General features: G+C 46.4%; 12 protein-coding genes and 1 pseudogene. 1 reads left to right on the forward strand and 12 read right to left on the reverse strand.

Going from position 1 to position 12,821, the window contains the following annotated elements; genetic code table 11:
* Positions 1-286: pseudogene (locus RYL88_RS07540) on the forward strand (alpha/beta hydrolase); the annotation flags it as partial.
* Positions 287-600: 314 nt separating this feature from the next.
* On the opposite strand, the gene RYL88_RS07545 reads toward RYL88_RS07540, so the two are convergent.
* The 12 genes from RYL88_RS07545 to rpsB form a co-directional block, all read right to left on the reverse strand.
* Positions 601-1,914, reverse strand: coding sequence for a PQQ-binding-like beta-propeller repeat protein (locus RYL88_RS07545; RefSeq protein WP_314990275.1), 1,314 nt, complete (start codon positions 1,912-1,914; stop codon positions 601-603).
* A 364-nt stretch (positions 1,915-2,278) separates the two neighbouring features.
* A complete protein-coding gene (locus RYL88_RS07550; protein WP_314990276.1) occupies positions 2,279-2,632 on the reverse strand; it encodes a hypothetical protein in 354 nt (117 codons plus the stop codon).
* 121 nt (positions 2,633-2,753) lie between these two features.
* On the reverse strand, positions 2,754-3,623 hold the full coding sequence (locus RYL88_RS07555; RefSeq protein WP_314990277.1) for a neutral zinc metallopeptidase: 870 nt from the start codon (positions 3,621-3,623) through the stop codon (positions 2,754-2,756).
* A 213-nt stretch (positions 3,624-3,836) separates the two neighbouring features.
* Entirely contained in the window at positions 3,837-4,196 is a 360-nt protein-coding gene (locus tag RYL88_RS07560; RefSeq protein ID WP_314990279.1) for a VanZ family protein, read from the reverse strand.
* A gap of 66 nt (positions 4,197-4,262) precedes the next feature.
* Positions 4,263-5,849, reverse strand: a complete 1,587-nt coding sequence (argS, locus tag RYL88_RS07565; protein WP_314990281.1) for an arginine--tRNA ligase — start codon at positions 5,847-5,849, stop codon at positions 4,263-4,265.
* A 9-nt stretch (positions 5,850-5,858) separates the two neighbouring features.
* A complete protein-coding gene (locus RYL88_RS07570; RefSeq protein WP_314990283.1) occupies positions 5,859-6,083 on the reverse strand; it encodes a twin-arginine translocase TatA/TatE family subunit in 225 nt (74 codons plus the stop codon).
* Positions 6,084-6,122: 39 nt separating this feature from the next.
* Positions 6,123-6,731 (reverse strand): guanylate kinase, encoded by a 609-nt coding sequence (gene gmk, locus RYL88_RS07575; RefSeq protein ID WP_314392267.1) that lies wholly within the window; start codon positions 6,729-6,731, stop codon positions 6,123-6,125.
* Positions 6,732-8,297 carry a saccharopine dehydrogenase gene (locus tag RYL88_RS07580; RefSeq protein WP_314990286.1) on the reverse strand — a complete coding sequence of 522 codons (1,566 nt, stop codon included), beginning with the start codon at positions 8,295-8,297 and terminating at the stop codon, positions 6,732-6,734. It abuts the gene before it with no gap.
* 65 nt (positions 8,298-8,362) lie between these two features.
* Positions 8,363-9,124, reverse strand: coding sequence for a flagellar biosynthetic protein FliR (gene fliR, locus RYL88_RS07585; protein ID WP_314990288.1), 762 nt, complete (start codon positions 9,122-9,124; stop codon positions 8,363-8,365).
* A 937-nt stretch (positions 9,125-10,061) separates the two neighbouring features.
* Complete coding sequence (locus tag RYL88_RS07590) at positions 10,062-10,709, reverse strand: ABC transporter ATP-binding protein (RefSeq protein WP_314990290.1); 648 nt, start codon at positions 10,707-10,709, stop codon at positions 10,062-10,064.
* A 4-nt stretch (positions 10,710-10,713) separates the two neighbouring features.
* Positions 10,714-11,778 carry a translation elongation factor Ts gene (gene tsf, locus RYL88_RS07595; RefSeq protein ID WP_314472045.1) on the reverse strand — a complete coding sequence of 355 codons (1,065 nt, stop codon included), beginning with the start codon at positions 11,776-11,778 and terminating at the stop codon, positions 10,714-10,716.
* Positions 11,778-12,578 (reverse strand): 30S ribosomal protein S2, encoded by an 801-nt coding sequence (rpsB, locus tag RYL88_RS07600; protein WP_314990292.1) that lies wholly within the window; start codon positions 12,576-12,578, stop codon positions 11,778-11,780. The genes tsf and rpsB overlap by 1 nt, the downstream gene beginning before the upstream one ends.
* Positions 12,579-12,821: the final 243 nt, after the last annotated feature.

Consider the following 12,821-nt stretch of genomic DNA (forward strand, 5'->3'; position numbering starts at 1 on the left):
GAACTACTTCGTAAAAGAGCATAAAACGGCGCTTAGCGATACGCCGGTTTTAAATTTAATAAGCGATCAGGATAAATATTTTTCTCAAAAGAATAGCTATCTAGGCAACGAAAACGCCGCAGGAAACTGCGCCGCAGCCTACGGCGACAAGAAAAACGCGATAGTTTTACTCCTGCCTAATGCCCCGCACACGCTCATAAATTTGCCGGCCGCGCGCTTTGCGACCGTTTCTTTTATCAAAAGCATACTTGAGGGCACGTTTGACGCCGATACGGTCGGCGAGTAACGACCGATAAATTTGCGGCGACGAGGTTCATAAATTTTGTCGCCGCGCTGCTTTTTGGCGCTAAGTCTTTGTTTTAGAGGCTCGTTTTGCGCCTTTATGTTTCATTTTGCCGCCTGTATTTTTGACGTTTGCGTAGTTTTTTGTTCGCGCGCTTTTTACCGACGCGTAAATTTGAGCCTAATTTTAGCGGTCTCGCGGCAAAAAATACTTCGTTTTTTGATAAATTTGTTAAATCTTAGCTCCGCATTTTACTTGTCAAGACCAGCATTTTAAAAACGATAAAATTTGAGCCGCCATATCACGTGTCGCGAAATTTACCACCGATAAATTTTATCTTCATAAGCGATCAGCCTAAACTCCTCTTTGTGGTTTCCGTTACCGATCGTGTGGCTGCCTTGACCAGCGCCGAGGCGTAGTTTATGTAGCCTGCCACCGTATGTACCCACAAATAGCACGCCTCCGTCCTCGCTTAGAGCCATAGACTTTATCGTACCGCCCAGATAGTGGCGCCAAATTTTACGCCCGTCCTTGCCGACTGCTCTGATGTAGCCGTATGCATCGCCCAGGATGTAAAAATCCTGCGTCGCCACGCCCGCGTATACGCGCATCTCGTCGTCGATCAGCGTGAAATTTTGCTCGCCCTCTTCGTCGTACGAATACGCTTCAACCTCTAGTCCGCACTTTAGCAAAGCCCTATCCACGCCGATCGTAACTCCGTTGTAGAAGTGGCAGGAGTTTATGATGAGCTGCGTATCGTCCGCGCTAAAGAGGCAAAAGTGCGGATAGGAGCTTTGCGGATATATCTCGCCTAGCGTTTCGCCTTGCGCGTTTATTACAAAATGCCCTTTGTCTTGATCGCCCAGCGCGATTAGTTCGTTGTCGTTTGATAAAGCGGCGTTTGCCATAGCGATATAAGCATACTCCTTGCGGACGGGATGGATGAGTTTTGCGCCGCCGTCCCAAACCAAAAATATCCCGTCGCAAGAAACCAAAAGCACCTTACTACCGTCGTTAAACGGCAAAATCTCGACGTCCTCGTAGCTTATCGTCGCTTCGCAGTTAAATTTCGCGATAAACTCGCCGCCGCCCTTGCCGTCGTAGCCTTTTATGAGTTCAACCTCGCCTCTCCTAAGCAGGGCGTAAATTTCGTTTCGCTTTGACTTGCCCACGGCGATGACGTCGTCCGCCACCCCAATCACGCGCTCGCCTTCAAGCAGATACAGCATTTTGTGCCAGCCTTCAGGCTCGCTCTGCGAGACGACAAAAAGGGCATTCTCGCCCCGCAAAGAACAAATTTGATCGACGACCCCCAGCTTGTCTCCTATTTTATCCTTCTCATCTGCACCGTCCGCTTCATCCTCGCACTCCTCAAAGATGACGTTTGAGGGCGGAAAATCGGCTCTAAACTTCTCCGTTTCGCCCCGCTCGTTGGCTTCTTTTAGTAGCGCAAAAACCGCCTTGCCCAGATGCGCGCGCTCATCTACGGGCTCCTCGCCTTTATACGCGTCCCAGCCGTGCGCCTCGGCAAAGGCCACTATATCGTTTACGGCCTTGGCGTATTTCTCGCCCTTTTCGTTCCATTCTTTTTGCCACTCCTTTTTGAGGGCTTCGCGTTCTTGATTTCGCATTGATTTCCTTTGGATTTTGTTTGCCGCGGCTACCCGCGCGCTGCTTGGAGATTTTATCAGGTCGTTTTAAATTTAAGGCTAAATTTGCTACCTTCAAACGCTTTTTTGGGGAGGATAAATTTTACCCAAAAGCGCTCTTTTGACAAAGCCGATTTAAAAGCGGCAAATTTAAAAAGCTCGGCAAAAAGGCCTCACGAATTTGCGCGGTGAGGCGGTAAATCAAGATGGCAAAATTTAGCGAGTTTAAAAGTTTAAATTTATACCGCTAAAACGCGCCCCCTGTCAAAGCTCGTCCGCTAAGCCTTGAAACTCGCTAAATTTAGGGAGCAAATCAGGATTAACCTAGTTTTTGCTAAAGCCTCGGCTACCAGCGCTCTGGGCCGCTAGCCCCAAATGCAGTAGCCGCGCCCTCCTCGCCTCCGTCCGTATCGATCAGGCGGTAGCCTAGCTCAAGTGCCGCCTCGAGCGCGTTTTGATCTTTTGAGCAGTCAAATTTATCTGCGCTAAGCCGGGTAATCGGCATCAAAATTCTATTATTTGGCGTGATATATGGCATCACGGCGGCAATCTTCTCGCCGAGGTTTCTCGTGCCGCTTAGGTCTACGCCGTCCGTCAAATTTACTGCGCAGGTCTCGCTAGTGCGCTCGGCAAACAAATTTACTCCCGTAGCAAGCCCCGCCGCGCAACCCGTGCCGCGCCCAAATTTATTTAAAATCACGGAAATTTAAATTTGAGTTGCGCCAAACTACGTCCGAAAAGCCGCATTTAAATTTATCCAAATGCGCCCGAGTAAAAATCTCGCGCTCGCCAAACGCGGCCAAAGAGCTAAAAAGTCAAATTTAGATCTCAAACGCGCATGAGCTTGGCTGCCCGCCTTCAAATCCCTTTTTAAACCACGTCATACGCTGCTTTGACGAGCCGTGCGTGAACGAGTCGGGCGTCACGCGACCTTGGTATTTCTTCTGTAGCGCGTCGTCGCCTATCGCGCTAGCGGCGTTTAGCGCCTCCTCGATGTCGCCGTCTTCTAGCATCTTGTAGCGCCCCATGTAGTGCGCCCAGACGCCCGCATAGCAGTCGGCCTGCAGCTCGACTTTGACTTGCAAGGCGTTTTGCTCTATAGGGCTTTTGGTGCGCGATTTTAGCTCGTTTATTTTACCGAGCGTGCCTAGTAAATTTTGCACGTGATGCCCGACCTCGTGGGCGATCACGTAGGCCTGCGCGAAGTCGCCGGCGGCCTTGTATTTGGCCTCTAGCTCGTCAAAAAAGCTAAGGTCGAGATAGACTTTTTTGTCCGCTGGGCAGTAAAAGGGCCCCGTCTGCGAGCTCGCCGTACCGCACGCGCTAGAGACTGCGTCCCTAAAAAGCACCAAACTAGGCTCCTTATACTGCGCGCCGCCCGCCTTAAACACCTTGCTCCACACGTCCTCGGTCTGCGCCAGCACGGCTGAAACGAAGGCGACTTTTTCTTTCTCCTGCGGGCTATCTAGCGCCGCTCTTTGACCGCCGGTACCGCCGCCATCAAGCAGCGCAAGGGGATTAAAGCCCATAAAATACGCCACTGCGCCGATAACCAAAACCACGCGGCCGATGTTTGAGCCCAGTAAAAATCTGATAATCGGTATGAGCGCGCCCAGCGAGCCCATGCTGTTTACGCTGTTTTGTCGCCTATCCTCGACGTTGTCGCTTCGTCTGCTGTCTTGCCATTTCATTTTTACTCTTTCATTTTGGATTTTGCGTTTAAATTTAGCCGCGGCTGCGCTGTTTCTTGCCGCTTGCCGCTAAATTTTACGACGCATTTTAGCGACTATTTATAAATTTATCGCTTTACTGTGCGGGCTGGTTTAAATTTGACGCTAAATTTAAACTCGGTAAAATGGCGCGATAAAAAATCCCGTGCTAGTCAAATTTGGGAGGTCTTAAATTTAAAATCTCGCCTTAAATACGTCAAAAATCCGCTCTAAGATTCTTGCTAGCAAGATCCCAAAAACTATACCGATGCCGTCCGCAACGATATCTAGCAGGCTGAAATAACGATTTGGCACAAACGACTGCGCTACTTCTATCTGGATGCCGTAAGCTAGCAAAATAGCGGTCTTTGCGCTCAAATTTAACCTAGAAAAGCCAAAATGCAAAGTGACGTAAAGCGCGGCGAAAGCGATGAAATGATTTGCCTTATCCCAGCTGTTTTCGATGAGTTTTATCTGCGCGGGCGTGAGGGCGAGATACTCTATCGCTATCAAAAATATAAAGAAAAATGCGGCGGAAATTTTGGAAAGATTCATGGATTTTAATGGTTTGCGTTTAACCAGAAGCGCCGCTTAGCGCTTCTAAATTTACTAAAACCGACTCTACATCTTGTCTTTTGCGGCGATGCCCATTAGCCCCAGAGCCGTTTTTATCGAGAGCGCGACGACGGCGAAAAGCTTTAAAAGCTCGTCTTCGTTCTCGCTGCCTACGACGCGATTTTCGTTGTAAAATTTATGAAAATTCGCAGCCAGGCTCTTTAGGTAGTCGCAAATTTTATTTACCGCGCGCGTGTTAAAACTATCGACTAAAACATCGTTTAGCGCAAGCGCCTCAAATAGTAAATTTTTGCCGTCTTCGTTCAAATTTGCAAATTTAACGCCCGCGACGTCGGCGACGTTTTTGCCCGCTTTTGCGAAAATTTGATTGATCCTTGCATGCGCGTAGTTGATGTAAAATACCGGGTTTGAGCTATCCTCGCGCTTTAACTCGTCCACGTCAAACTCTAGGTGCGTGTCGCAGCGCTTGCTAAGAAACATAAATCTAAGCGCCTCATAGCCGATCTCCTCGACCACGTCGCTCATCAGCACGACGTTGCCCGCGCGCTTGCTCATCTTGTAGGCTTCGCCGTCTTTTAGCAGGCTCACCATCTGCGAAAGTATGATCTCTAATCGATTTTCGTCGTATCCAAGCAGATGCAGCGCGGCCTTCATGCGCGCGATATAGCCGTGGTGATCAGCGCCCCAGATGTTGATGCAGCGATCAAATCCGCGCCTAAATTTATCGTCGTGATATACCACGTCGCCGGCTAGATACGTGCCGCGACCGTCTTCGCGTACGATGACGCGGTCTTTTTCGTCGCCGACTTCGCTTGATTTTAGCCAAATTTTACCCTCGCTCTCATAGATACCGCCCTCGTTTTTTAGGCGTTCTAGCGTGAGCGGAAGCTTGTCATAATAGCTCTTTTCGCTAGCCCAGTTCTCGATGAAAATTTGCGCGTCGGCTAAATTTTGCTTGATCAAAACAAGCACCTTATCCTTGCCAAACTCGGCTAGCTCGAGATTTCGGCCCTCGTCGTAAAATATCTCTTTGCCGAATTTTTCAAGCGCTTCTTTTGCTATGGGCTCGATATAGTCGCCGCGGTAAAATTTGTCCGGATACGCCACACTCTGCCCAAATAAATTTTCGCGCGCCCAAAGCGAAATGGACGTGCCTAGAAGCTCGATTTGATTGCCTGCGTCATTGATGTAGTATTCGGTTTCGATATTTTCGCCGATATGAAGGCCGACGCGAGCTAGCGTATCGCCGAAAACCGCGCCCCTAACGTGCCCGATGTGAAGCGGACCGGTCGGGTTTGCGCTGACGTACTCGAGCAAAATTTTCTCGCCGCTCGTTGCGCCGCCTTTTGCGAATTCGCTTGGATTTGCAAGGCTATCTGAAGCAAATTTATCCAAAAATGCGGGTTTTAGTTTAAAATTTATATATCCGTTTAGCGCCGTAGCCTCAAAAACTTCGCTATTTTCAAATTTAGACGCTAGCTCGGCGGCTATGGCTACGGGGGATTTTTTGAGCTGTTTTGCTAGGCTAAAAGTTGGCATCGCGTAGTGCGCCAAGCCCTTATCTTTTGGCTTTTCCAGCACAAAGTCAAAGCTTGCGGCGCCTTTTATCTCGTTTATTACGCTTTTTTTCAACGCCTTTCCTTACGCGTTTTTAGCCGTATCTTCAGTCTTTACGGCGGTTGCGGTTTCTTCTTTTTTCTCTTCTACTTTTTCTACGTTCTCGGTTTTTTTATCGTCTTCCATTTCCGATTTGAAGCTCTTTATTCCCTTACCTAGGCCTTTTGCGAGCTCGGGGATCTTTTTCGCTCCAAAAAGCAAGACCACGATAAGTAAAATAATAAGCAATTGTTGGACGCTTGGACCCATTTTTTCTCCTTTGATTTTCGTGATATTATCATAAATTTATCAATTATTCCAGTTTTTAATAATCTCTTCGACGTTTAAGCTTAACGTCCTTAAGCGCATCGAACGTAAAATCGAGCGTAAATTTTCGTAGCAGCTTTGCAAGTCGTCGTTTACCAAAAAGTAATCGTACTCCAAAATATGCTCCATCTCGCCGACAGCGTTTTCTAGGCGTTTTTGGATAGTTTGAGCGGAGTCTGTACCGCGGTTTGAGAGCCTAAAATTTAGCTCGCTTTTGTTTGCCGTAGTGATAAAAACAGAAGTGATTAGCCCGCCGAGCTTTGATTTTGCGATATTAAATCCTTGCACATCTATATCAAAAATAGCTATTTTACCGGCATCTAACGCCCTTAAAACCGGCTTTAGCGAAGTGCCGTAGTAGTTATTATGCACGCATGCCCATTCTAAAAACTCGCCCTCGTCGATGCCCTTTTTAAACTCTTTTTCATCCGTAAAATAGTAATTAACGCCGTGCGCTTCGCCCTGTCTAGGCGCTCTAGTCGTAGTCGAGATAGAAAAATATAAATCCTTCTCCTCTTTTAAAAGACGGCTTAAAAGCGTACTCTTACCGCTGCCGCTCGGGCCTGAGACGATTAAAATTTGCCCTTTCAACTACTTTTCCTCAAAGCTAATGCTGATTTTAATATTGAGGTTTTTTAGGGCTTCTCGTAGCTCGCCGTTTTGTAAGGAAGCTTCCAAATTTTTAGTTACCGCATCTGAAATTTGAGCCTTTATTTCGTCTATTTTTGCGCTTTTATCTTGCGGCTTAGGCTCCGAGTCTACCGCTTCGCTTACGTCAAATCCGCTCTCGTTTAACGCTAAAGCCATATCTTTTTCGCTAATTTGCTCGATTTGGCTGTATTTGCCCGCGTCAAATTCGCCGGTACCGGCAGGCTCGCTTTGAGCCTCTTTTTCTTCATTTTGATCGGCTTGATCGCCGGGCGTTAGCGCTTCTGTTTGCTCATCCGCCGTAAAGCCCTCGCCAGCAACCTCGTCATCCAGGACTTCTTGCGTTAAATTTTCATCATTTTTAGGCTCTTCGTTTTTTTCGTCAAGCGCTTCGCCGTCCGTATCATCGACTAAAAAGTCCGCATCGTCTAAAATCTCGTCTTTTATCTCTTGCTCTTTGGTCTCGTCAAATTTTATCTCATCATCCGTAGCGGCGTCTTTTGGATGCTCTTGCGCAGATTCGTCGCTTATGGATATTTGCGACTCTTTATCGTCCTCTGACGCAAGCTCTACGCTTGATTCCTTAGAGTTTTCAAAACCGGTATCGTTAGGCTTGGCGTCTAGTTCTACAAATCTCTCGTCCGCATCCTCGACGTCTTTAGCCTCCAGCTCGTCGCTAGTAGCCTCAAATGCCTCTTCGTCCATGGCGTCTATCTCGTCGATTTGGTTCTTTATATCTTCTATGCTGTCGCCAAATGCCTCAAATTTAGCCTCTTGAGACTCGTTTTGCTCGGCTATCTCGTCTCCAGTCTCGTCATCCAAATCAAGCCCGTTAAAATCCTCTTCTTTTACGGCTATTTCAAAATCATCGAGTTCGCCTAGCGCTTCTTGCTCGTTTGTATCTTCAAATTTATCGTTATCCGCCTCTGATTCGTCGAAATTTGGCTCATCCGCCTTACTCTTAGGCTCTTGGCTCGCATCCTCCGTAGGTTTAACCGTCTCGCCGGGCTCCTCAAAACCGGCAGCTTCGTAGCCGGATAAAACCGGATCGTCATCCAAAATACCCTCTAAATCAAACTCGTCGGCATCGATAGGAGTAGGCTCTTCTTTAAATATTTCATCGCCTAAATCATCCATAAACTCAAATCCCTTTACCGACACTTCATCGTCTTGAGCCTCGGCCTTAGCCTCGCTAGCGGCCTCTTTGCTCTTGCTAGCCAGATCTTCGACGATAGCGATAAATTCGGTAGGCAAAAACGGCTTTGGCAGTATCCTATCGGCACCTTCGAAAGTCGGGGCATTTTTAGAAGAAAGATATAAAATTTTGTTTGCAAATTGTTTTAGGTTCGTATCCTTAGCGTCCGAGTCGCTATCTACGATAAGCACGTCGCAAGGGCCGTCAAGCTCGCCGGCGTTGCCGATCTGAGCGTATTCAAGACCGATTTTATCAAGCGCTAAGGTAGCAAGGCGCGATACGGCCGGATTTTCGTTTATGATGACGATTTTCACGAAGTCTCCTTTTATAAACCTAAAAAGCATATTTTAAGATATTTTCCATTACTTCAAGCTTAGTTTTAGAAAAATAGCGATGGAAGGTCGTTGATAACGCGAAGCACCAGCTGCCTAAAAAGCTCCATCATACCCGCCAGTATCGCTATCAGCACGGCAAAGCCGATCGTGATCTTGATCGGATAGCCCACGACTAGCAGGTTAAACTGCGGCATCGTCTTCATCAGCATTCCAAAAATCAAATCAGAAAGCAGCGAAAGCGCCAAAATCGGGAAGGAAATGATGAATCCAAAAGTAAATAAATTTATCATGGACTTTGAGGCGTACTGCACGATATCAAGACTCGGGTAAAAGCCGCCCAGCGGAATGTGCGTAAGAGAATTTGAGATAAAAAGCAAGATCAAATGATGCCCGTCAAATGCCAAAAATGTCATAAGAGCGAGGAAATTTATGATATTTGAGATCACGGGCGAACTGATACCCGTCTGCGGATCTAGCACCGTAGCCATCGAAAAGCCCATGATCATCGATATCTGCTCGCCTGCTAGCTGCAAACTAGCAAAAACGATGTAAAGCAGCAACCCCGCGCAAACACCCAGCGCCGCCTCGCTCACGATCTCGACGGCTAGATAGTAAATTTCGCCGTTTTTAATGCTAGCAAGCGGAAACAAAAATAGCGTGAGCAAAAACGAAAACGCGGTCTTGACGCTCATAGGGATCTGCTCGTGTCCGTAAAACGGGAAAAATAGCATCAGCCCGCCGATACGCGCAAACAGTAGTATAAAAGTAATGACGCGCTCGGGCGCGAAAAACTCGACTAGTTCCAACTGACTCTTTCGTTTTTGATTTAAATTTTCGCATTCGGCTTGGTTTTCGTCTAAATAAATTTAGCTCGCGCTTCTAAAACCTAGCGCGGCTAACCAACCGATTTTCGTACGAAATCTGTGGCTATTTTAGTAGAATTTACTTTTATTCGGGGTTAAATTTAGCTCGGTTATCGCAAAAATAATTCACAAATTTATCGCTAAATTTAGTCTTATTTTTTTATTTTTTGCGGTACGTCGTTAATGCCTTATTTACGTTCCCTTTAGCTTACGACTATTTTGCCAAATCTCGCGGCCATGCGTCTATGCGCGGTATTTGCTGTTAAATAGACGGCTCGATTTATAGTTTTATTTTAAACGCCGCCTTGCCTTAAACGGAGTTTTCGATTATGTAACCGCGCAAGGCAAAATTCGGCGACGAAAACGGCGTAAATTTATGATTTTATATTATAAAAATCTACGCGTATTTACGGTTGGACGCGCCGCTATTTTAGCCTCCGGGGTTAGGGCGGTTTTGCGTTTTTACTAAATTTAGGACTTAAACTCATCAAAGATGCTACGCGGATAAAGCATAAATTTGAGATGCGTTTAGCGCTAGCAAAATGATCTATTTTTAAAACCCAAACGCTACTACTAGGCTAAATTTGATAGCCGACTTTACCGCAAAAATAAAAAGATAAAACAGTCAAAACAAGCTAAGGCAAAGCCGGCCTTTTCGTTAAATTTAAGCGGTTAAAGCTGGCGCGCAAAAGCCAGGGTTGTTTCTGCCGACGTTACTGCGAATATAGCGCCGCAACCGCCATGATTTAATCATATAAATTTAGGCCGAAATTTTACCAAATAATCAAGCTATCTACTCTGCCTGGCAATATAGCCAAAGGCTAAATTTAGTAAAATAGCATACAGACTATTTGGCAAAAATATCAAAAAATTAAGCAAATTAACACGAAGTTAAAGAAAGCTTTTTGTCCTCAAGGCGGTAAACTTCGTCGCATCTTTGCGCAAGCTCGTTGTCATGAGTGACCAAAACCAACGCCGCATCGTTTGCTTTGATATAGTTAAATAGCGTTTGCATCACTTCGTTTGCGGTCTGTTTGTCTAGATTTCCTGTCGGTTCGTCGGCAAATATCACGCGCGGCTTTTTACAAAGCACTCTAGCGATTGAGACGCGCTGCTGCTGCCCGCCGCTTAGCTCGCCTACTTTTTGATTCATTACGCCGTCTATCTTTAAATTCGACAAAATTTCATCGTCGATTTTTTGCGCGGATAAAACAGAAGCTAACTCGATATTTTCGTGTGCGCTAAAGCCTTTAAAAAGATAGTGCGCCTGAAAAATGATACCGAAATCAAATCTGCAGATACGCAAAAGCTCGTTTGCCGTTAGGTCGTAAAGCGACTTGCCGCCGTAGATAACTTCGCCGTTTTTGGGTCGCAAAAGAGTGGAAAGTATGTGGAGTATGGTTGATTTGCCGCAGCCGCTGACGCCCGTTATGGCGCAGCTGCCGCCGGCATTGACGCTTAAATTTACACCCTCAAAGAGCGTATAATCATACGCAAAGCCTAGATTTACGCCCTTTAAGATTTGCATTAATTTAGCCTATTTGCGCCGCAACCTCGGCCGCGAAGTCCTCGTTTTTCTTCTCTAGGCCTTCGCCAAGCTCGAAGCGAACGTATTTTACTACTTCGATCTTACCGCCTAGCTCTTTGCCTTTTTCTTCAACGACTTGCTCGATAGTTTTTTTATCGTCCATTACATAAAACTGTCCAAGTAGCGTAAGGCGCTGATCTAAAACGGTATTGTCCGCGTAAAATCTCTCGATCTTACCGGGGATGATCTTATCCCAAATTTTCTCAGGTTTGCCCTCGGCTTTTAGTTCTTCTTCGATCGCTTTTGTAGCTTTTGCAAGCTCCGCATCGCCTATCTGGCAGCGGCTAGCATACTCAGGGATGTGATGAAGCGGCTTGCCTAGGCGTTTTAGCTCTTCGTTATCTTTTTCAAGCTCAGCGCGAAGCGCGATAAATTCCTTCTCGACAAACTCTTTATCAAGGTCTTTGTAGCTTATAACGCTTGGCTTCATAGCGGCTGCGTGCATACACAAATTTCTTGCAAATTCAGCCGCTTTGTTTGCGATTTCTGCGCTTTGGCAAGCTAGGCCGATTAGTACGCCTACGCGGCCGTTTGAGTGAACGTAGCCGTTTACTACGCCTTTGTCGTCCGCTTTTATAGTCTCAAAGCGGCGAACGACCAAATTCTCGCCGATAGTAGCGATCTGTGTTTTAAAATAATCCTCAAATTTAACGCCGTTAATTACGCTTGCGTTTAGGCTCTCGACGTCTTTTATCAAATTTGTTTGGATGTGCGCCGTAGTGTCTTTTGTCAAATTTTGAAACTGAGCGTTTTTAGCGACGAAGTCGGTCTCAGAGTTTATCTCGCTGATAGTTGCAGTTTTGCAGTGGTCGCAAACAACAACGCTCACAAGACCCTCGCTAGCTAGGCGGTCGGCCTTTTTAGCGGCTTGGCCTAGACCCTTTTCACGCAGGATATCAACGGCTTTTTCCATATCGCCGTTAGCCTCGGCTAGCGCCTTTTTGCAGTCCATCATTCCGGCTCCGGTTGATTCGCGGAGCTCTTTTACCATTTGTGCGCTGATTTCCATTACTCTTCATCCTCGCTGAAGTCCTCGGAGAAGTCTTCGTTAACAGCCTCGTTTACGACTGCGTCTTTTTCGGCTTGGCTTACGGTCTCTTTGCCTTCTTCTAGCTCGCCGCCGTCTTTTTCAAGCTGAGAGCGTCCCTCGATGATAGCCTCAGCCATCTCTTGGCAGAAAAGCTGAACCGAGCGGATCGCGTCGTCGTTGCCAGGGATCGGGAAGTCGATAACGTCAGGATCGCAGTTTGTGTCGATCGGAGCTACGACAGGGATTTTTAGGCGGTTAGCTTCTTGAACGGCGATTTTTTCTTTTACGGTGTCGATGACGAAAATCATATCAGGCACGGTTTTTAGGTTTCTGATACCGCCTAGAGACGCTAAAAGCTTCTCTTTTTTGCGGCGAAGCATTAGAGCTTCTTTTTTAGTTAATAAATTTATAGAGCCGTCTTCTTCCATAGCCTCGATTACTTCGAGCTTGCGGATAGATTGGCGGATAGTGCCGAAGTTCGTCATCATGCCGCCTAGCCAGCGGTGATTTACGTACGGCATGCCGCATTTTTCGGCATACTCTTTTAAAGTTGCGCCGGCTTGCTTTTTAGTACCTACGAAAAGTATCGTCTTGCCCTCTGCAGCCGCGTCGCGAACGACGTTATAAGTGTAGCGGAAGTAGCGGATAGTTTTTTGTAGATCTATGATATAGATACCTTTTCTCTCGCCGAAAATGAATTTTTTCATCTTCGGATTCCATCTGCGTGTTTGGTGTCCGAAATGAACGCCGCACTCTAGCAAATCTCTCATTGTTACCATGAGTTTTCTCCTTGTGGGTTTCCCCGAAATTTAGGTTTCTCCTCCACACCCATTAACATTTGTTTTTAACAAACGCAACCAAATTTTAGGACTGGTGTGTGCGAATTGAAGCTTGGATTATATTTAAAAATAGCTAAATTAAAGCTAAATTTAAGCGGCAAAAGCCATAAATGCTAGTTTAAATAGCCGATTAATTAAATTATATGTTTTTTTTGATATAATCCCCCCAACTTTATAAAGCGG

The organism is uncultured Campylobacter sp., assembly GCF_963517995.1.
GTDB lineage: Bacteria > Campylobacterota > Campylobacteria > Campylobacterales > Campylobacteraceae > Campylobacter_A.